Origin of the sequence: Enterobacter cloacae complex sp. ECL72 (assembly GCF_019056635.1) — a bacterium.
Lineage (GTDB): Bacteria > Pseudomonadota > Gammaproteobacteria > Enterobacterales > Enterobacteriaceae > Enterobacter > Enterobacter hormaechei_C.
The window spans coordinates 3,337,131-3,357,357 of record NZ_CP077659.1; the positions used below are offsets into that span (position 1 = coordinate 3,337,131).

Genomic DNA, 20,227 nt, shown 5'->3' on the forward strand with positions numbered 1-20,227 from the left:
GTAGGTTTTGCCGTTGCCAGACGTTGCACCCTGAATTTCAGCTCCCATGCCGCGCATCGCAGGCCCGGGAAAATGTAACAAAGCAGATTTCGTATTAAACCATTGATTGCCAGGTAGGTATGTATGAATGAAAACAAGCTGCTGGGGCTCGCATGGATATCACCCTATATCATCGGGCTGATAATCTTTACGGCATTCCCCTTCGTCTCATCGTTTTTCCTCAGCTTTACGGATTACGATTTGATGAGTCCGCCGGTGTTTAACGGCATCGAAAACTATCGCTACATGTTTACCGAAGACACGCTCTTCTGGAAATCCATGGGCGTGACCTTTGCCTATGTATTTTTAACCATCCCGTTAAAGCTCGCCTTTGCATTAGGAATTGCCTTTGTCCTGAACTTTAAATTACGCGGCATCGGCTTTTTCCGAACGGCCTACTATATTCCGTCGATCCTCGGCAGCTCCGTCGCCATTGCCGTACTGTGGCGCGCCTTATTTGCCATTGATGGTCTGCTGAACAGCTTTATCGGTGTATTTGGCTTTGATCCGGTGAACTGGCTGGGCGAGCCGTCGCTGGCGCTGATGTCCGTTACCCTGCTGCGCGTCTGGCAGTTCGGTTCCGCGATGGTCATCTTCCTGGCCGCGCTGCAAAACGTACCGCAGTCCCAGTATGAAGCGGCAATGATCGATGGCGCATCGAAATGGCAGATGTTCATGAAGGTGACCGTGCCGCTGATTACGCCGGTGATCTTCTTCAACTTCATCATGCAGACCACGCAGGCGTTCCAGGAATTTACCGGGCCGTACGTCATTACCGGCGGCGGGCCAACCTATTCGACCTATCTGTTCTCGCTCTACATCTACGACACCGCGTTCAAGTATTTCGATATGGGCTATGGCGCGGCGCTGGCGTGGATCCTGTTCCTGGTGGTGGCCGTCTTCGCCGGTATCGCCTTTAAGTCGTCGAAATACTGGGTGTTCTACTCCGCCGATAAAGGAGGCAAAAATGGCTGATATTCAACAACTCTCCACGGCAAGAAGCGTCGCCGAACGCGAAGTGGCCCGCACGCTGCGCAGAGAGAAAATCAACGCCTCCGTTCGCTATGTGATCCTGCTGGTTGTCGGCCTGCTGATGCTTTACCCGCTGGTGTGGATGTTCTCCGCGTCGTTCAAACCGAACCACGAGATCTTCACCACACTGAGCCTGTGGCCAGCCCACGCCACCTGGGATGGTTTCGTGAACGGCTGGAAAACCGGGACCGAGTACAACTTCGGCCATTACATGCTGAATACCTTTAAGTATGTGATCCCGAAAGTGATCCTGACCATTATCTCCTCCACCATCGTGGCGTACGGCTTTGCCCGCTTCGAGATCCCGTGGAAGAAGTTCTGGTTCGCCACGCTCATCACCACCATGCTGCTGCCCAGCACCGTGCTGCTGATCCCTCAGTACCTCATGTTCCGTGAAATGGGCATGCTCAACAGCTATATGCCGCTGTACCTGCCGCTGGCCTTCGCCACTCAGGGGTTCTTCGTCTTCATGCTGATCCAGTTCCTGCGCGGCGTCCCGCGTGACATGGAAGAGGCGGCGCAGATTGACGGCTGTAACTCCTTCCAGGTGCTGTGGTACGTGGTGGTACCGATCCTGAAACCGGCCATTATCTCCGTCGCCCTGTTCCAGTTCATGTGGTCCATGAACGACTTTATCGGGCCGCTGATTTACGTCTACAGCGTGGATAAATACCCCATCGCACTGGCGCTGAAAATGTCCATCGACGTCACCGAAGGCGCGCCGTGGAACGAAATTCTGGCAATGGCGAGCATCTCCATTCTGCCATCCATCATTGTCTTCTTCCTGGCACAGCGCTACTTCGTACAGGGCGTCACCAGCAGCGGAATTAAAGGTTAAGAGGGAAATACCATGGCTGAAGTTATTTTCAACAAGCTGGAAAAGGTCTACTCCAACGGCTTTAAAGCGGTACACGCTATCGATCTTAAAATTGCTGAAGGGGAATTCATGGTGATCGTCGGCCCATCCGGCTGCGCCAAATCCACGACCCTGCGCATGCTGGCGGGGCTGGAAACCATCAGCGGCGGCGAGGTGCGCATCGGCGACAAGATCGTGAACAACCTCGCGCCGAAGGAGCGCGGTATTGCAATGGTGTTCCAGAACTACGCCCTCTATCCGCACATGACGGTGCGCGAGAATCTGGCCTTTGGTCTCAAGCTGAGCAAACTGCCGAAAGATCAGATTGAGTCTCAGGTGAATGAAGCCGCCAAAATTCTTGAGCTGGAAGAGCTGCTCGACCGCCTGCCGCGCCAGCTTTCCGGCGGCCAGGCGCAGCGCGTGGCGGTAGGCCGTGCGATTGTGAAAAAACCGGATGTGTTCCTGTTCGATGAGCCGCTTTCAAACCTCGACGCCAAACTGCGCGCTTCGATGCGTATCCGTATTTCTGACCTGCACAAGCAGTTGAAGAAGTCAGGAAAACCGGCGACCACCGTTTACGTGACCCACGACCAGACCGAAGCGATGACCATGGGCGACCGCATCTGCGTGATGAAGCTCGGCCATATCATGCAGGTGGACACGCCGGACAACCTCTACCACAAGCCGAAGAACATGTTCGTGGCGGGCTTTATCGGCGCGCCGGAGATGAATATACGCAAAAGCGTGCTGGTCGAAAAAGCGGGCCAGCTGCACATCGCCATTGGCGATGAAACCATGCCGCTGAACGCGGAGAAGCAGGAGAAAGTCGCGGCTTACGCGGGTCAGGAGATCTTCTACGGCGTGCGCCCGGAATTTGTGTCGCTCTCTGATGAGCCCTTCCCGAATGGCGGCTGTAGCGGGGAGATGGTGCGCGTGGAGAACATGGGCCACGAATTCTTTGTGTACCTGAAGGTCGCGGACTACGAACTGACCGCCCGAATCCCGTCCGATGAAGCTAAGCCAATGATTGATAAAGGGCTTCATCGTAAGGTGTATTTCACGTTTGAGATGAACAAGTGTCATATTTTTGACGCAAAAACTGAACAGAACCTCTCTCTCTGATGGAGTGATAAAAATGAAAAAAGTGCTTTTAAGCGCAGCAATCTCCGCGACCCTGGGCCTTACCGCTTTGCCATCGATGGCGCAGAATGTGGATTTACGGATGTCCTGGTGGGGCGGCAATGGCCGTCACCAGGTCACTCTGAAAGCGCTGGAAGAGTTCCATAAGCAGAACCCGGACATCAACGTAAAAGCGGAATACACCGGCTGGGACGGTCACCTCTCCCGTCTGACCACCCAGATTGCGGGCGGCACCGAGCCGGACGTGATGCAGACCAACTGGAACTGGCTGCCGATCTTCTCCAAAACCGGTGACGGCTTCTACGATCTGAACAAAATGAAGGACGTGATCGACCTGTCGCAGTTCGATCCCAAAGAGCTGCAAACCACCACCGTGGACGGCAAGCTGAACGGCATTCCGATCTCGGTGACGGCGCGCGTGTTCTACTTCAATGACGAAACCTGGAAAAAAGCGGGTATTGCGTACCCGAAAACCTGGGACGAGCTGATGGCGGCCGGTAAAACCTTCGAGAGCAAGCTCGGCAAGCAATACTATCCGGTGATCCTGGAGCACCAGGATACGCTGGCGCTGCTGAATTCGTACATGATCCAGAAGTACAACATTCCTGCGGTGGATGAGAAAACCAAAAAGTTCAGCTACACAAAGGAACAGTGGGTGGAGTTTTTCCAGACCTACAAAAAGCTGATCGACAGCCACGTCATGCCGGACACCAAATACTATGCCTCGTTCGGTAAGAGCAACATGTATGAGATGAAGCCGTGGATCCAGGGTGAATGGGGCGGCACCTACATGTGGAACTCCACCATCAACAAATATTCCGACAACCTGAAGCCACCGGCGAAACTGGAGCTGGGCAGCTACCCAATGCTGCCGGGAGCCACCGACGCGGGTCTGTTCTTCAAACCGGCGCAGATGCTGTCGATTGGTAAGACAACCAAAAACCCGGAAGCGGCAGCGAAGCTGATTAACTTCCTGCTCAACAGCAAAGAAGGGGTCGATACGCTGGGTCTTGAGCGCGGCGTGCCGTTGAGCAAAGTGGCGGTGCAGTATCTGACCGAAGACGGCACCATTAAAGAGGACGATCCATCCGTGGCGGGCCTGCGCCTGGCGCAGTCGCTGCCGGCGAAACTCACCGTCTCGCCATACTTTGACGACCCACAGATTGTGGCGCAGTTCGGTACCTCTTTGCAGTATATCGACTACGGGCAGAAAACCGTGGAAGAGACGGCCGCTGACTTCCAGCGTCAGGCGGAGCGTATTTTGAGACGTGCGATGCGGTAAACACAAAGCCGGGTGGCGCTTCGCTTACCCGGCCTACAGGCTGTCGTAGGCCCGGTAAGCGAAGCGCCACCGGGCAATGACATTACACGCCGATATTACGTAGTTTCTCCCCTCTCATCAGCTTGCGTTCAATATGCTCCAGGGTCACGCCTTTGGTTTCCGGAATCAGCCAGAAGGTCACGCCGATAAACGCCACGTTCAGCACCGTATAGAGCCAGAAGGTGCCTGCCGCGCCAATCGCATCCAGCAGCGTCAGGAAGGTCGCGCCAATGATCATGTTCGACACCCAGTTGGTGGTGGTGGAACAGGTGATACCAAAGTCACGGCATTTCAGCGGCTGAATTTCAGAGCACAGGATCCACACCACCGGCGCGGCGCTCATCGCGTAACCGGCGATGCACATCATGGTCATGCCGACGGAGAGCCAGGAGAGGCCGCTGGACGCCGTGCCGTTATCGAACTGCATCAGGCAGTAGCCGAGTATTAAGGTGCCGAGCGCCATCACGCTAAAGCCAATTTTCAGGGCGGGTTTACGTCCGGCCTTATCAACGGTGAACACCGCGATAAAGGTGGCGAACATAAAGGTCAGCCCTACCACCAGCGTGGCGATCATCTGCTGTTCGGTGGTGGTAAAACCGGCCATTTTAAAGATGCGTGGGGCGTAATACATGATGATGTTCATCCCCGTGAACTGCTGCATCGCCTGTAACAGCATGCCGAGGAACACCGCGCGGCGCACGTTGCGGTTTGCCTTAAACAGCGACCAGCCGCCCTGCTTCAGCTTCAGGCTCTCGCGGATTTCGTTCAGCTCTTCACGCGCTTTTTCAGACGTGTCGCGCAGCATGCGCAGCACCTCTTCCGCCTCCACGTGACGCCCTTTTTGCGCCAGCCAGCGCGGGCTGTTCGGCAGGAAAATGACTAACACAATCAGCAGCACCGCAGGCAGCGCCAACACGCCAAGCATTGCCCGCCAGTTGCCGCTGTAGCTGAAGTATGTATCCGACAGGAACGCCAGCACGATACCGAGCGTCACCATCAGCTGGTACATGCTGATCATCTTCCCGCGCACGTTTTCGCTCGCCATTTCGGAGAGGTAAAGCGGCGCGGTGTAGGACGCGATACCCACCGCCACGCCCAGCAGCACGCGGGAGAGCAGCAGCACCTCAACGTTGATGGCAAACGCCGAGCCAATGGAACCGGCAACAAACAGGATCGCCCCAACCATCAGGCTGTATTTGCGCCCGAGACGGAACGACAGCCAGCCGTTAAACAGTGCGCCGATGGCCGCACCCAGCATCATGCTGCTCACCACCCACTCTTGCAGGCGGTTGCTTAAGGTAAAGTGGTCGGTAATAAAGGGCAGTGCGCCAGCGATAACGCCGATATCCAGACCAAACAGTAAACCGGCTACGGCGGCCGCAACAGAAACAAACTGGTTCATGCGTCGGGTATCGCGCAGCGCAGCGGGCATAAGGGTAGAGTCATTTACAGATGTCATAGTTTCCTGCCTCAACAGCGAAATTCGTTAAGTGAAATTACGAGATACCGGAAGAAAGTGTCAGGCCGGAACTGGTGAAGATATGGATTATTTCGCTACGACATACCGATCTGTGATGGACATTACAATTTCAAATCAGGGTGGTTTAACCTTATTTTTTATTAATTAGTTAATATTTAAGCGATAAATGTGTGACACCCGTCATTCATTCCTTTTCAGTATGGATTTTTCATCTTTAAGGATATGGATAAAGCCAATTTTGGCGCAAAAAAAACCTCCACCCGAGGGCAGAGGTTCTTTATTCGGGGTGAATTATCGTGCCAGCCAGCCGCCGTCAACGGCAACGGTGTAGCCGTTAATATAATCCGAAGCCGGGGACGCCAGGAACACAACCGGGCCCATCAGATCGCTCGGCAGACCCCAGCGACCCGCTGGAATACGCTCCAGGATTGCCGCGCTGCGCTCTTCATCCGCACGCAGCTGCTGGGTATTGTTGGTGGCCATGTAGCCCGGCGCAATCGCGTTGACGTTGATGTTGTGCTGCGCCCACTCGTTCGCCAGCAGACGGGTTACGCCCATCACGGCACTCTTCGATGCGGTGTAAGACGGCACGCGGATGCCGCCCTGGAAAGAGAGCATGGAGGCAATATTGATGATCTTGCCCCCTTTCCCCTGGGCGATGAAGTGCTTCGCAGCCGCCTGGGACATAAAGAACACGCTCTTGATGTTCAGGTTCATCACGTCGTCCCAGTCCGTTTCGCTGAAGTTAATCGCGTCTTCACGACGGATCAGGCCAGCGTTGTTGACCAGAATATCGATATGCCCAAACTCCGCCACCGCGCGATCCAGCAGCTCAGGGATCGCATCGATTTTGCGCAGGTCCGCGGTCAGGCTCAGGAAACGACGACCCAGCGCGGTGACGCGCTCGATGGTTTCCGTTGGCTCAACGATGTTAATCCCGACGATATCGCAGCCCGCTTCCGCCAGACCTAGCGCCATACCCTGCCCCAACCCGGTGTCACAACCGGAAACCACAGCCACTTTACCTTGCAGAGAAAATGCATCCAGAATCATGTTTATTCCTTAATCGTTCAGCGCCTGTCAGCAACAGGCAGATATATACTTAACTGCCTGCGACTAGCGCAGATCCTTAACAGCGACGTGGTCCATGTCATCGAAGACCTGGTTTTCACCGACCATACCCCAGATAAAAGTATAGGCTTTCGTTCCCACACCAGAGTGGATGGACCAGCTCGGCGAAATGACCGCCTGCTCGTTGTGCATAACGATATGGCGCGTCTCCTGCGGCTGTCCCATCATGTGGAACACGCAGGCGTCTTCATCCATGTTGAAATAGAAGTAGACCTCCATGCGGCGCTCGTGGGTATGGCACGGCATGGTGTTCCACAGGTTGCCCGGCGCAAGCTCGGTCAGCCCCATGCTGAGCTGACAGGTTTCCAGCACATCCGGAACAAAGTATTTGTTGATGGTGCGACGATTGCTGGTGAGGTTATCGCCAAGGGTCACCGGGGCAACATCCGCTGGCGTGACTTTTTTGGTGGGGTAAGTCGTATGAGCCGGGGCGCAGTTGTAGTAAAACTTCGCCGGTTTGCTGCCATCAATGCTGGCGAACACCACTTCTTTCGCCCCTTTGCCGACGTACAGCGCGTCGCGGTGACCAATTTCGTAGCACTGGCCATCAACGGTAATGGTGCCCGGCCCGCCGATGTTAATCACGCCCAGTTCACGGCGTTCGAGGAAGTAGCTCACGCCCAGCTGTTTGCCCACTTCACCGCCCACGGAGACGGTTTTCGCCACCGGCATAATCCCGCCCACAATAATGCGGTCAATATGGCTGTAGACCATGGTGTACTTGTCGGCTTCGAACACTTGCTCAACTAAAAACTCACTGCGCAGCCCCTGAGTAACCAGCGTTTTAGCGTGCGCACTGTGGATGCTTTGTCTGACGTCCACGTAAACCTCCAGAATTGATCGTGCCCGAAGGCAAAGATAATTAACGAAACAACGTTCCGTTTTCGTGATGAACACATATTATCCCCTGACCACGGGGTTTTCAATTGCATTTAAAACAACGTTTCATTTTTTCTGCTTGTTTATACCAGAAATGGTGTTTCGATCACGATAAATCTTTAAGACCCTCAATCTGGTTAATCAAACTGAGAAAGTGCGCTGTCAGTCACACATAATGAAACAACGTTTTGATAATTTATCACCTAGTTTTCAACCCACATTACGCGTTCAAAGGAGTGCATTATGGCTAAAGGTATGCGGGTCAAGCTGAGCTATGAGGTCAGCCGCGATCCGGATACAGGCGTGGAAGTCACCCGCCTGACCCCACCGGAAGTAACCTGTCATCGCAACTACTTTTACCAGAAGTGCTTCTTTAACGATGGCAGCCACCTGCTGTTCGCCGGGGAGTTCGACGGTCACTGGAACTATTACCTGTTGGATCTGAAAAACGCCGAAGCGGTACAGTTGACCGAAGGCGCGGGCGATAACACCTTTGGCGGGTTTCTCTCTCCGGACGATAAATCCCTCTACTATGTGAAGAACGATCGCACCCTGCTGGAGGTGGATTTACAGACGCTGGCAGAGCGCGAAGTGTACCGCGTACCGGAAGAGTGGGTCGGCTACGGCACCTGGGTCGCGAACAGCGACTGCACCAAACTGGTGGGTATTGAGATTGCCAGACGTGACTGGACGCCACTCAACGACTGGAAAATTTTCCACGACTTCTTCCACAAAGGGCCGCACTGCCGCCTGCTGCGCGTTGATCTGAAAACGGGTGAAAGCACCACCATTCATGACGAGAAGATCTGGCTGGGACATCCGATATATCGCCCGTTCGATGACAATACCGTGGCCTTCTGTCATGAAGGGCCGCACGACCTGGTCGACGCCCGCATGTGGCTGGTGAACGAAGATGGCAGCAACGTGCGGAAAGTGAAAACGCACGCGGAAGGTGAAAGCTGTACACATGAATTTTGGGTGCCGGACGGGTCCGCGCTGATCTACGTTTCTTACCTGAAAGGTCAGCAAGGGCGCACCATCTCCCGCTTCAACCCGGACACCGGCGTGAATGAAGCGGTAATGAATATGCCCGCCTGTTCGCACCTGATGAGCAACGTCGACGGCACCCTGCTGGTTGGCGACGGCTCCGGTACGCCTGTCGATGTGAAAGACACCGGCGGCTACACCATTGATAACGATCCTTATCTGTATGCCTTTGACGTGGCGAAGAAAGCCTGTTACCGCATCGCCCGTCATGACACCTCATGGGCTACGGTGGCGAACAGCCGCCAGGTAACCCACCCGCATCCGTCCTTCACGCCGGACGAAAAAGCGGTGCTGTACAGTTCCGATAAAGACGGCAAACCGGCCCTCTATATCGCGAAACTCCCCGAGCAACCTGAAATGTTGCATGTCTGATTTGAGTTAGTGTTTCTGTAACTGGCCTTGCCCTCCGTTTCGGAGGGCTTTTTTTTGAGTGATTACGCGACATACGAAACGACGGAGTGGAAGGAAGGTGTAGGCCGGGTAAGCGAAGCGCCACCCGGCGGTTTTAGCGAAGAAGATAAATTATCAGAAGGAGTACGCCACGCCTAAACGGAACCGGGTCTGGCGTTCGTCCGTGTCTTTAACCCCCACGTTGCCCACCTCCACATACGGCGCCCAGTTTTTATCCCATTTGTAGGCCAGCTTGGCGTTATATTCGTTGGAATAATCTTTATTGTTATTTCGGGCCACGCCTTCAGAACTTTTCGCGTAAACATAGTTCAGCTCGGTACGCCAGTCACCTAATACCCAACCGACCCACGCATCGCCACGGTTAACTTTATCATCGTCCTTATTTGAGCTTGACGGGTAGCGGGTATATTCGTAACGGTAACGCGCAGCCACGTAGAAGCCATTATCGAAGCTATATTGCACATGCAGATTCGGTTTATAAATGGTGCGACTGTCTGTGCTTTCAATCGTAAACGCAGGGGTCAGGGCGATATTGTCTGTCGCTTTCCAGCGCCAGCTAATCTGATCTTCGTGACCGTTCCCCACTACATCCGCGAATGGCTGATCTGCCTTGTCCCCGCCTGATTTCCACTTCGCCTCGACTGAAAAACCAAAGCCATTATCAAAGCGGTGCGAGACGGCAACACGGTCGGCATTCGAGCCGCTGTCAATATATTCGTGACGCAGATCGACGGTAACGGCGCTAGCCGCAAAAGAGGCACTAATAAGGGAAGCAAGGAGCAGAGATTTCTTAAACATGAAAAAACCCTCAATTAAAATAACGTTTCGTTTTTATGAAACTTGAGTTTATTTTTTATGCACCGTTATTTTAGTGACAAGGATCGAAATTATTTGTTTCATTTTTTTTGGCAAAGATTGACGTGAACCCCATCAACAAAAAAAGGGTATTAACCGTAAATTTCAGGCGTGAGATCACATTAAGCACTTCACAAAGCCAATAATTAACCGCGCAATAATTATTGCGGGCTTCAGAAAGAACGCATAAGTGTTAAAAAAGGATTCTGCGGACACAGAAAACCTCCCGTGGGAGGTTTTCTGTGCGCAGAGGGAGAAATTACCGTTCGATAGCCAGGGCCACCCCCTGCCCCCCGCCAATACAGAGCGTTGCGATCCCTTTTCGGGCGTTACGCTTTTTCATTTCGTGGACCAGCGACACCAGAATGCGGCAGCCGGAGGCGCCAATGGGATGGCCCAGCGCGATGGCTCCGCCGTTGACGTTGACCCGCAGCGGATCCCATTCCAGCATTTTCCCGACCGAGATCGCCTGTGCAGCAAAAGCTTCGTTGACCTCAATCAGATCCACATCGTTCAACTCCCAGCCCGCCCGCTCCAGGCAGCGGCGCGTGGCATAGACCGGGGCGATCCCCATTAACGCGGGATCAACGCCCACGCTGGCAAACGCTTTAATCCGCGCCAGCACCGGCAGCGCCAGCTCCTGGGCTTTGCTTTCACTCATCATCATCACCGCCGCCGCACCGTCGTTAATGGATGAGGCGTTGCCTGCCGTTACGGAACCGAGCGTTTCAAAGGCCGGATCGAGTTTTGCCAGCCCTTCTGCGCTGGCATCGGTGCGCGGCTGCTCGTCGGTATCGACGATGAGCGCTTCGCCGTTCTGGCGCTGGGTACTGACCGGGACAATTTCATCGCGAAAACGCCCGGAGTCGATCGCTGCACGCGCTTTTTGCTGTGAGCTGAGGGCATATGCATCCTGAAGCTCGCGGCTGATACCGTATTCCCGCGCCAGGTTTTCCGCCGTTACGCCCATATGGTAGTCGTTGAAGGCGTCCCACAGCCCGTCGTGAACCAGGCTGTCAAGCAGCTGGCTGTTTCCGAGCTGCGCGCCGGTCCGGCTGTCGGTCAGGACATGCGGGGCACGGCTCATATTCTCCTGCCCGCCGGCAATGACCACATCCGCTTCACCACACTGGATGGCCTGCGTTGCAAGATGGAGCGCTTTCAAACCTGAACCACAGACGTCGTTAATGGTAATTGCCGAAACGGTATTAGGCAGGCCGCCCTTCAGCGCCGCCTGGCGCGCAGGGTTTTGTCCCGCGCCAGCGGTCAGCACCTGGCCCAGGATCACCTCATCAATTTCATGTGCGGCAACCCCGCTGCGTTCCACCAGCGCTCTTACCACCACGCTGCCAAGATCAACCGCAGAGTGACGCGCAAGCGCTCCCTGAAAACAGCCGATAGCCGTACGTAACGCACCCACTATAACGACATCTTTCATCACGACCTCTGTGCAAAATGACATGACGATAGTAGAGGATTGTTATCAACAATTGACGCAAATGTTTAAAATTAGTGAGTTTAGTCACAGGATTATCGTGCGTCCTGTAAGTACTGGCGCAGCCAGCTTCCGGCGACGCCGGGCGGGGTTCGTTTGTTCCATACCAGATCGATGGCAATCGACCTCGGCCAGCCCGGCACGTTCAGCTGCACCAGCGATTTCGACGCGGCAAATTCGTCGACCAGCGCGCAGGGTAACGCGCACCAGCCAAAGCCCTGTACCGCCATGCTCAGCAGTAACAGGTAATTCGGCGCAGACCAGACCGGCCCGCGCGAAAGGGGCGCTTCCCGTTCAAGATAGGTGCTCAGCCGCAGCTCGCGCCAGCCATGCAGCTCGTCCGCCTGCGTCTCATGTTGCCCTGCCAGAGGATGTCCGGCAGAAACGTAGATGGCCATCCGCGTCTGCATAGGCAGACGGGTCGCGCCAATATCGGTCGGGTAGCTGTCGCGCGCTTCCGTCAGGCCAATTTGCGCCCGCTCCTTTTGCAGCAGATCGATCACGTCCTCCTCTTCTCCAATCAGGCACTCAAATTCCGTGTGCGGAAAACGCTGGTCGAACTGGCTCATCATCTCTTCCAGCACGGCCGGGTTAAGCGTATCGGAGAGAACAAAGGTAAAACGCGCCTCCGTTTGCGCGGTTAACGATACGGCCAGCTCATCCAGGCGCGCGCTGGCGGCGAGTATCGACTGGACATAGCCCAGCACCTGTTCACCCTGGGCGGTTAATACCGGGTGACGCGCCGAGCGATCGAACAGCTCAAAGCCAAGGTCAGCTTCAAGGTTGGCAATGGAGGTGCTGATGGTGGACTGGCTTTTACGCAGCCGCCGTGCCGCAGCAGAAAACGAACCTGCGGCGACAGTTTCAACAAACGCGGTCAGTGCTTCGGGAGAGTAACGCATGATGTATCTACTTTATCGATGGATACCATCTTTTATATATCACCTTAAACGATAAGAATAGGCGGCATCAACGCCCATACTGGCGTCTATATGAGGTAAATATGCAATATCAGGATGCACTCCAACGTAAATTGCCGGAGCGGATCTTCCATGCCGTCTGTTTTGAAGGCATTGCTACGGCGATCCTCGCCCCGACGGCCGCGTGGCTAATGCAGCGCTCGGTGGTTGAAATGGGGGGGCTCACCATTATTCTGGCGACCACGGCAATGCTCTGGAACATTATCTATAACTTTGGCTTCGACCGTTTCTGGCCCGTCCAGCGGGTGAAGCGCACGGCGAAAGTGCGCGCCCTGCATGCCCTGGGTTTTGAATGCGGCTTTATTGTGATTGGCGTAACCATCGTTGCCGCCGTGCTGGGCGTGACGCTGCTCCAGGCTTTTACCCTGGAAATTGGTTTCTTTCTGTTCTTCCTGCCGTACACCATGCTCTACAACTGGGCGTACGACACCCTGCGGGAGAAAATCATCAAGCGCCGCCAGCAACGACGCGCCCTGGCAAGCGAATAACCTTCCGGCCGGAGACCTGCTCCGGCCCACCCCCTGTGAAGCAACGGCGACCTCAACGCATAATTATGGTAAATTGCACTCCTTTTTGTTCGTTTTATAGTTGATACGTTGCTCTAATGTCGAAAATTTGGTCAAAAGAAGAGACTCTCTGGAGTTTCGCCCTCTACGGCACTGCCGTGGGCGCAGGAACCCTGTTCTTGCCCATTCAGCTCGGCTCTGCTGGCGCGATTGTCCTGCTGATCACCGCCCTTGTGGCGTATCCCTTAACCTACTGGCCGCATAAAGCGCTGGCGCAATTTATTCTGTCGTCGAAGACGAAAGGCAACGAAGGGATCACCGGTGCCGTTTCGCATTACTACGGCAAAAAGATCGGCAACCTGATCACCACACTCTATTTTGTGGCCTTCTTTGTGGTAGTTCTGATTTACGCGGTGGCGATAACCAACTCACTCACTGAACAGCTGGCGAAACGGATGACGGTGGATACCGGCATGCGGATGCTGGTGAGCTTTGGCGTAGTGCTGATTTTGAATCTGATCTTCCTGATGGGGCGGCACATCACCATTAAGGTGATGGGTTTCCTTGTCTTTCCGCTGATCGCCTATTTCCTGTTTGTCTCGCTGTATCTGACGGGCAGCTGGCAGCCGTCGCTGCTGACCAGCCAGATGGCCTTCGACCAGCATACGCTGCACCAGGTGTGGATTTCGATCCCGGTGATGGTTTTCGCTTTTAGCCATACTCCGATCATCTCGACCTTCGCCGTAGACCGTCGCGAGAAATACGGTGAAGAGGCGATGGGTAAATGCAAAAAAATCATGAAAGTGGCGTACCTGATCATCTGCCTCAGCGTGCTGTTCTTTGTGTTCAGCTGCCTGCTTTCGATTCCACCGTCGTATATCGTGGCGGCAAAAGAGGAAGGGGTGACGATCCTGTCCGCGCTGTCGATGATGCCATCGTCCCCGGCATGGCTGGGCATTTCCGGCATTATCGTGGCGATTATTGCGATGTCGAAATCGTTCCTCGGCACCTATTTTGGCGTGATTGAAGGGGCAACGGAAATTGTGAAATCGTCGCTGAATCAGGTGGGTGTGAAGAAAAGCCGCGCCTTTAACCGCGCGATTTCGATTCTCGGCGTGTCGCTGATTACCTTTGCGGTCTGCTGCATCAACCCGAATGCGATCTCAATGATTTATGCCATCAGCGGTCCGCTTATCGCCATGATCCTGTTCATCATGCCGACGCTGTCGACGTACCTGATCCCGTCATTAAAACCGTACCGCTCCATCGGTAACCTGCTGACGCTGATTGTGGGTGTGCTGTGTGTGTCGGTGATGTTTGTGGGTTGAGTATGCTGCCCGGCGCAATGCCGGGCATCTGTTTTACGCCCGAATATCGTCATACTCCCGCGTATTATCAAACTCATGCTTCGCAAATGGACACAGCGGGATAATTTTACGATTCTCACCGCGCATCTTCTCTACCACCTTCGCCACCAGCTGTTTACCCACACCCTGCCCTTTCAGGCTCGGATCCACATCGGTGTGCTCAATGATGCTCAGATGCTCGCCGGTCGGGACAAAGACGATCTCCGCTACCTGATTGCCTTCGGCGTCGTTGACGTAAAACTTGTTATGGCCTTCAAGAATTTCCATGGTTCCTCGCTTATTTTTGGCGGTACTTCAGCGCACCGCTCGGGCAGGTATCAATTACGCGCATAACCGTTTCTGCATCTACTTCATCCGGCGCGATCCATGGTTTACGCTTCAGATCGAACAGCTTCGCGCTGCCGCGCACGCAGTTGCCCGAGTGTTTGCAGATCCCGGTGTTGAAGTAGACATCGATTTTCTCACCGGTATAGGCCCGGTACCCCGCATCCAGTAGCTCCTGATCCATGACATTGCCTCTGTAATTATTGTGGTGACAAAAGAAGCATACCCTCACCCGATCCGCCTGACCACGTCAAAAACGAGGTTTAGCCACACTCTTTTCAGCGCATGACTTCTTCACGTTCATAGGATTATTCCGAATACAAGAACACCCGTTGCGAAGATATATTTTTGCGCTGTGTCAATTCTTGTAATAATTCACGCCACGTTCACATTAGGATTATTAGCTAAGCGCAATCTTAACCTCCGGATTTATTTTCATCTAACTGATGGATTTCCCATCCGTTTTTAAAACTCGTAACGAAGCGGTATTTCTTCACTCCCTGCAAAATTACCGCAAAACAACCCAGACAAGAAATTTGACTCTTCTCACATAACGACTAATGTTAATTTCTGAACGACAACTGATACGAATTACTTATCGTATCTCCTGACATAAACGCAACATGAGGGTTGATATATGGCAGAGCAACATCGTGGTGGTTCCGGTAATTTCGCTGAAGACCGTGAAAAGGCATCAGAAGCTGGACGTAAAGGCGGCCAGCACAGCGGCGGTAATTTCAAAAACGATCCGCAACGCGCATCTGAAGCGGGTAAGAAAGGGGGACAGAGCAGTCACGGCGGAGGCCGTAAATCTGATAACTCCTGATCTTATTTAAAGCTCTTATAAATATACCGAGAGCATGCTGCGGGCCCGTCGGCTCGCAGTACCTTCCCTTTATTTCACTGGAGCGAAAATATGAATATGAAAACTGTTGAAGATGTATTTATTCACCTGTTATCCGACACCTACAGCGCTGAGAAGCAGCTGACCCGCGCGCTAAGCAAATTAGCTCGCGCCGCATCCAGCGAGAAGCTGAGTGCCGCGTTCACGGCTCACCTCGAAGAGACGCAGGGACAGATCGAACGTATCGATCAGATTATTGAGCAGGAATCCGGCCTCAAACTGAAGCGCATGAAATGCGTTGCGATGGAAGGCTTAATTGAAGAAGCCAACGAAGTTATTGAGAGCACTGAGAAAAATGAAGTGCGTGACGCTGCATTAATTGCCGCAGCTCAGAAAGTTGAACATTACGAAATTGCCAGCTATGGCACCCTAGCCACCCTGGCTGAACAATTAGGCTATAAAAAAGCCGTTAAACTTCTTGCCGAAACGCTGGAAGAAGAAAAAGAAACCGATCTCAAATTAACCGATCTGGCTGTCGGTAATATTAATCAAAAAGCCCAGAAAGGATAATTAATATCTGATGAGCATCAGCACCAAAAATTAACCAGAAAATAAATCACAGGAGTTAATTATGAATCATGTAGAACACTACCATGATTGGCTACGCGATGCCCATGCGATGGAAAAGCAAGCCGAATCCATGCTGGAATCAATGGCCAGCCGTATTGATAATTATCCCGACTTACGTGTACGAATTGAACAACATGTTAATGAAACTAAACACCAAATTACCGTGCTGGAAGAAATTCTCGACCGCAATGATATTTCCCGTTCGGTCATAAAAGATTCCATGAGTAAAATGGCGGCGCTCGGCCAGTCCATTGGCGGCATGTTCCCTTCCGACGAAATTGTTAAAGGCTCTATCAGCGGCTACGTTTTTGAGCAGTTTGAAATTGCCTGCTACACCTCTCTGCTGGCTGCGGCCAAACAAGCGGGCGATACCGCCTCCATTCCAGCCCTTGAATCCATTCTGGAAGAAGAGCGCCAGATGGCAGACTGGCTGCTCCAGCATATTCCACAGACGACGGAACAGTTCCTGCTGCGCTCCGACGCGGACGGCGTTGAAGCTAAAAAATAACGAAATAGGGAGAATGTATGTTTCGACACGTAAAACAGCTGCAATACACGGTACGCGTAGCCGAACCGAATCCGGGCCTGGCCAATCTTCTGCTTGAGCAGTTTGGCGGGCCACAGGGCGAACTTGCCGCGGCATGTCGTTACTTTACGCAAGGATTAAGCGACGACGATCCCGGTCGTAAAGATATGCTGATGGATATCGCGACCGAGGAGTTAAGTCACCTGGAAATTATCGGCACCCTGGTGGGTATGCTCAATAAGGGTGCGAAAGGCGAACTGGCGGAAGGCGTTGAAAATGAAGCGGAACTGTACCGCTCCATGACCGAGAACGGCAACGACAGTCATATCACCTCCCTGCTCTACGGCGGCGGTACTCCGCTTACTAACTCCGCAGGCGTACCGTGGACGGCGGCGTACGTGGATACCATTGGCGAACCGACCGCGGATCTGCGCTCTAACATAGCGGCCGAGGCGCGCGCCAAAATTATCTACGAACGGCTTATTAACGTAACGGACGATCCGGGTGTTAAAGATGCGCTGGCGTTTTTAATGACGCGTGAGGCAGCACACCAGCTCTCGTTTGAGAAGGCACTCCAGTCGATCCGTAACAATTTCCCACCGGGTAAATTGCCGCCAATCGAAGAGTACACCAACAAGTACTACAATATGTCTGAGGGGGGAGAAGTTCGCGGCAGCTGGAACAGCGATAAGCACTTCGACTACGTGGAATCTCCTCAGCCAGCGGTCGATGGCGGTGACGGCGGCGCAAGCGTAACGCTCACTACAGAGCAGGAAACGCTGGTCAAAGCGATGTGCGCACGCACGAAATCCGACCCTAATGCCGATCCGCTTACCGGTGCCGAGCTTGGCGCAGGTAAGAAAAAACCGTAACCGGTTTTGCCAGGCAGCCTGAGGCTGTCTGGCAATGCCTTGTGCGCTATCAGTTCCAGAGGTACGGAGCATGTTCGAGCTTGATGCGTTTCATCTGGCCAGGATACAGTTCGCCTTTACCGTCTCTTTTCATATTCTCTTCCCGGCGATCACCATCGGGCTTGCGAGCTATCTGGTGGTTCTCGAAGGCATGTGGCTTCGCACCAAAAATGATGTCTGGCGCTCGCTATACCATTTCTGGCTGAAAATTTTCGCCGTCAACTTTGGTATGGGCGTGGTTTCCGGGCTGGTCATGGCTTACCAGTTTGGGACTAACTGGAGCGGCTTTTCCCAGTTCGCAGGCAGCATAACCGGCCCTCTGCTCACCTATGAAGTACTAACCGCCTTCTTCCTGGAAGCTGGTTTCTTAGGCGTGATGCTGTTCGGCTGGAACAAGGTCGGCCCCGGCCTGCACTTCTTTGCCACCTGCATGGTGGCGCTGGGCACGCTGATGTCCACTTTCTGGATCCTCGCCTCCAACAGCTGGATGCACACCCCGCAGGGCTTCAGTATTCAGAACGGTCAGGTCATTCCCGAAGACTGGCTGGCCATTATCTTTAACCCCTCATTCCCTTACCGCCTGATCCATATGTCCATCGCCGCCTTCCTGTGCAGCGCCTTGTTTGTGGGCGCGTCCGGGGCATGGCATCTGCTGCGCGGTAACGATACGCCCGCTATTCGCACAATGTTCTCCATGGCCATGTGGATGGCGCTGCTGGTCGCGCCCATTCAGGCCGTGGTTGGGGATATGCACGGCCTGAATACGCTTGAGCACCAGCCTGCCAAAATCGCCGCGATTGAAGGCCACTGGGAAAACCCGCCCGGCGAGGCCACCCCGCTGCTGCTGTTTGGCGTACCGGATATGGAAGAGGAGCGCACCAAATACGGGCTTGAAATTCCCGCGCTCGGCAGCCTGATCCTGACGCACAGCCTGGATAAACAGGTCCCGGCGCTGAAGGATTTCCCGAAAGAGGACCGCCCTAACTCGCTCATCGTCTTCTGGTCCTTCCGCATTATGGTCGGCATGGGGCTGCTGATGATTACCCTTGGCGTGCTGAGCGTCTGGCTGCGCTATCGCCGTCGACTCTATCACTCGCGGCCATTCCACTGGTTTGCCCTCTGTATGGGGCCTGCCGGACTGCTCGCGCTGCTCGCCGGGTGGGTCACCACCGAAGTGGGCCGCCAGCCGTGGGTCGTTTACGGCTATCTGCGCACGATAGATGCGGTGTCTCTGCACAGTACGTTGCAGATGAGCATCAGCCTGCTGGCCTTTATCGTGGTCTACTGTTCGGTATTTGGCGTGGGTTATGTGTATCTCGCCCGGTTGATTAAGAAAGGTCCGCAGCCTGTGGGCACGCTAACGTCTAATACATCGGGCACCCCTGCCCGTCCGCTGTCCGCCGCCGAGTCTGTTCCGGAAGAGGAGAAGATCTGATGGGCGTCGATATCCCGGTCATCTGGTTTGCCATTATTGTCTTCGCCACGCTGATGTACATCATCATGGACGGTTTCGATCTCGGTATCGGCATGCTGTTCAGCTTTGTGGGCGATGCCAAAGAGCGCGACGTGATGGTGAACAGCGTCGCCCCGGTCTGGGACGGAAATGAAACCTGGCTGGTCCTCGGCGGCGCAGGGTTGTTCGGCGCGTTTCCGCTGGCCTACGCGGTAATAATCGATGCCCTGACCATCCCGCTGACGGCCATGCTGATCGGGCTTATTTTCCGCGGCGTGGCGTTTGAGTTTCGCTTTAAGGCGACCCCTTCACACCGCAAATTCTGGGACTACTCCTTTGCCGGCGGTTCCCTGCTGGCAACCTTCAGCCAGGGGATCGTGGTTGGCGCGATGATCAACGGCTTTGACGTGGAAGGGCGTCGCTTTGTGGGCTCCTCGCTGGACTGGTTCACCCCGTTTAATCTGTTCTGCGGGCTGGGCTTAATTGTCGCCTATACCCTGCTGGCTACCACGTGGCTGATCATGAAAAGCGAAGGCGCGCTGCAATATCGGATGCGCGAGCTGACCCGCCACGTGCTGCTGGCGCTGATTGCCGTTATTGCGGTGGTAAGTATCTGGACCCCGCTCGGCTGGCAGTTTGTCGCCGAGCGCTGGTTTACTCTGCCTAACTTCTTCTGGTTCCTGCCAGTTCCGGTTCTGGTGGCGGTATTCAGCCTGTGGATCTGGCGGCTGACGCGCAATCCCGACAGCCATGCCCGTCCGTTCCTGTTAACGCTGGGCCTGATCTTCCTCGGCTTTAGCGGCCTGGGCATCAGCCTGTGGCCACACATTATTCCGCCGCACATCACCCTGTGGGAAGCCGCCGCGCCGCCTGCCAGCCAGCTGTTTATGCTGATTGGTACACTGTTAATCATCCCGGTGATCCTGGTTTATACCGCCTGGAGCTACTACGTCTTCCGGGGCAAAGTGTCTGATACCGAAGGTTATCATTAAGGATTGCT

General features: G+C 54.3%; 21 protein-coding genes. 13 read left to right on the forward strand and 8 right to left on the reverse strand.

Annotation, left to right across the window (positions count from 1 at the left end):
• Window positions 1-123: 123 nt before the first annotated feature.
• From KTH07_RS16100 to KTH07_RS16115, 4 genes are read left to right on the forward strand one after another with little or no spacing between them, the layout of a single operon-like run.
• Window positions 124-1,014 carry a carbohydrate ABC transporter permease gene (locus KTH07_RS16100; protein ID WP_023304356.1) on the forward strand — a complete coding sequence of 297 codons (891 nt, stop codon included), beginning with the start codon at window positions 124-126 and terminating at the stop codon, window positions 1,012-1,014.
• Entirely contained in the window at window positions 1,007-1,909 is a 903-nt protein-coding gene (locus tag KTH07_RS16105; RefSeq protein WP_017692724.1) for a carbohydrate ABC transporter permease, read from the forward strand. The genes KTH07_RS16100 and KTH07_RS16105 overlap by 8 nt, the downstream gene beginning before the upstream one ends.
• A 12-nt stretch (window positions 1,910-1,921) precedes the next feature.
• Window positions 1,922-3,049: an ABC transporter ATP-binding protein gene (locus KTH07_RS16110; RefSeq protein ID WP_023295369.1), complete on the forward strand. Its 1,128-nt coding sequence runs from the start codon at window positions 1,922-1,924 to the stop codon at window positions 3,047-3,049.
• Window positions 3,050-3,062: 13 nt separating this feature from the next.
• Window positions 3,063-4,349: an ABC transporter substrate-binding protein gene (locus tag KTH07_RS16115; protein WP_017382862.1), complete on the forward strand. Its 1,287-nt coding sequence runs from the start codon at window positions 3,063-3,065 to the stop codon at window positions 4,347-4,349.
• An 82-nt stretch (window positions 4,350-4,431) separates the two neighbouring features.
• Here KTH07_RS16115 and KTH07_RS16120 read toward each other — a convergent pair whose 3' ends face one another.
• The 3 genes from KTH07_RS16120 to kduI form a co-directional block, all read right to left on the reverse strand.
• Entirely contained in the window at window positions 4,432-5,847 is a 1,416-nt protein-coding gene (locus tag KTH07_RS16120) for a sugar porter family MFS transporter (protein WP_023295370.1), read from the reverse strand.
• 312 nt (window positions 5,848-6,159) lie between these two features.
• A complete protein-coding gene (gene kduD / locus KTH07_RS16125; RefSeq protein ID WP_003862835.1) occupies window positions 6,160-6,921 on the reverse strand; it encodes a 2-dehydro-3-deoxy-D-gluconate 5-dehydrogenase KduD in 762 nt (253 codons plus the stop codon).
• Between the two features lie 63 nt (window positions 6,922-6,984).
• Complete coding sequence (kduI, locus tag KTH07_RS16130; protein ID WP_075606814.1) at window positions 6,985-7,821, reverse strand: 5-dehydro-4-deoxy-D-glucuronate isomerase; 837 nt, start codon at window positions 7,819-7,821, stop codon at window positions 6,985-6,987.
• A 300-nt stretch (window positions 7,822-8,121) separates the two neighbouring features.
• On the opposite strand from kduI, the gene KTH07_RS16135 reads away from it, so the two are divergent.
• Window positions 8,122-9,297 (forward strand): oligogalacturonate lyase family protein, encoded by a 1,176-nt coding sequence (locus KTH07_RS16135; RefSeq protein ID WP_032619100.1) that lies wholly within the window; start codon window positions 8,122-8,124, stop codon window positions 9,295-9,297.
• A 153-nt stretch (window positions 9,298-9,450) separates the two neighbouring features.
• Here the strand turns inward: KTH07_RS16135 and KTH07_RS16140 are convergent, their stop codons facing one another.
• The 3 genes from KTH07_RS16140 to KTH07_RS16150 form a co-directional block, all read right to left on the reverse strand.
• On the reverse strand, window positions 9,451-10,134 hold the full coding sequence (locus KTH07_RS16140) for an oligogalacturonate-specific porin KdgM family protein (protein WP_003862842.1): 684 nt from the start codon (window positions 10,132-10,134) through the stop codon (window positions 9,451-9,453).
• A 316-nt stretch (window positions 10,135-10,450) separates the two neighbouring features.
• Complete coding sequence (locus KTH07_RS16145; RefSeq protein ID WP_017692722.1) at window positions 10,451-11,629, reverse strand: acetyl-CoA C-acetyltransferase; 1,179 nt, start codon at window positions 11,627-11,629, stop codon at window positions 10,451-10,453.
• Window positions 11,630-11,721: 92 nt separating this feature from the next.
• Window positions 11,722-12,588 carry a LysR family transcriptional regulator gene (locus KTH07_RS16150; RefSeq protein ID WP_015571771.1) on the reverse strand — a complete coding sequence of 289 codons (867 nt, stop codon included), beginning with the start codon at window positions 12,586-12,588 and terminating at the stop codon, window positions 11,722-11,724.
• 101 nt (window positions 12,589-12,689) lie between these two features.
• Here KTH07_RS16150 and KTH07_RS16155 point away from each other — a divergent pair, with 101 nt between their 5' ends.
• Complete coding sequence (locus KTH07_RS16155) at window positions 12,690-13,154, forward strand: multidrug/biocide efflux PACE transporter (RefSeq protein ID WP_017382868.1); 465 nt, start codon at window positions 12,690-12,692, stop codon at window positions 13,152-13,154.
• 116 nt (window positions 13,155-13,270) lie between these two features.
• Window positions 13,271-14,500: an amino acid permease gene (locus KTH07_RS16160; protein WP_015571773.1), complete on the forward strand. Its 1,230-nt coding sequence runs from the start codon at window positions 13,271-13,273 to the stop codon at window positions 14,498-14,500.
• A gap of 33 nt (window positions 14,501-14,533) precedes the next feature.
• Here KTH07_RS16160 and KTH07_RS16165 read toward each other — a convergent pair whose 3' ends face one another.
• Both KTH07_RS16165 and yjdI read right to left on the reverse strand, forming a co-directional pair.
• Window positions 14,534-14,806: a GNAT family N-acetyltransferase gene (locus tag KTH07_RS16165; RefSeq protein ID WP_003862848.1), complete on the reverse strand. Its 273-nt coding sequence runs from the start codon at window positions 14,804-14,806 to the stop codon at window positions 14,534-14,536.
• Between the two features lie 10 nt (window positions 14,807-14,816).
• Window positions 14,817-15,047 (reverse strand): 4Fe-4S mono-cluster protein YjdI, encoded by a 231-nt coding sequence (gene yjdI / locus KTH07_RS16170; protein WP_015571774.1) that lies wholly within the window; start codon window positions 15,045-15,047, stop codon window positions 14,817-14,819.
• A 453-nt stretch (window positions 15,048-15,500) separates the two neighbouring features.
• Here yjdI and KTH07_RS16175 point away from each other — a divergent pair, with 453 nt between their 5' ends.
• The 6 genes from KTH07_RS16175 (at window position 15,501) to cydB (ending at window position 20,219) form a co-directional block, all read left to right on the forward strand.
• A complete protein-coding gene (locus tag KTH07_RS16175) occupies window positions 15,501-15,689 on the forward strand; it encodes a general stress protein (RefSeq protein WP_015571775.1) in 189 nt (62 codons plus the stop codon).
• 90 nt (window positions 15,690-15,779) lie between these two features.
• A complete protein-coding gene (locus KTH07_RS16180; protein ID WP_003862851.1) occupies window positions 15,780-16,277 on the forward strand; it encodes a ferritin-like domain-containing protein in 498 nt (165 codons plus the stop codon).
• 61 nt (window positions 16,278-16,338) lie between these two features.
• Window positions 16,339-16,845: a ferritin-like domain-containing protein gene (locus KTH07_RS16185; protein ID WP_032619096.1), complete on the forward strand. Its 507-nt coding sequence runs from the start codon at window positions 16,339-16,341 to the stop codon at window positions 16,843-16,845.
• A 17-nt stretch (window positions 16,846-16,862) separates the two neighbouring features.
• Entirely contained in the window at window positions 16,863-17,735 is an 873-nt protein-coding gene (locus tag KTH07_RS16190) for a manganese catalase family protein (protein WP_015571777.1), read from the forward strand.
• A 70-nt stretch (window positions 17,736-17,805) separates the two neighbouring features.
• Window positions 17,806-19,209, forward strand: a complete 1,404-nt coding sequence (locus tag KTH07_RS16195; RefSeq protein ID WP_017382872.1) for a cytochrome ubiquinol oxidase subunit I — start codon at window positions 17,806-17,808, stop codon at window positions 19,207-19,209.
• A complete protein-coding gene (cydB, locus tag KTH07_RS16200) occupies window positions 19,209-20,219 on the forward strand; it encodes a cytochrome d ubiquinol oxidase subunit II (RefSeq protein ID WP_032619095.1) in 1,011 nt (336 codons plus the stop codon). The genes KTH07_RS16195 and cydB overlap by 1 nt, the downstream gene beginning before the upstream one ends.
• Window positions 20,220-20,227 lie beyond the last annotated feature (8 nt).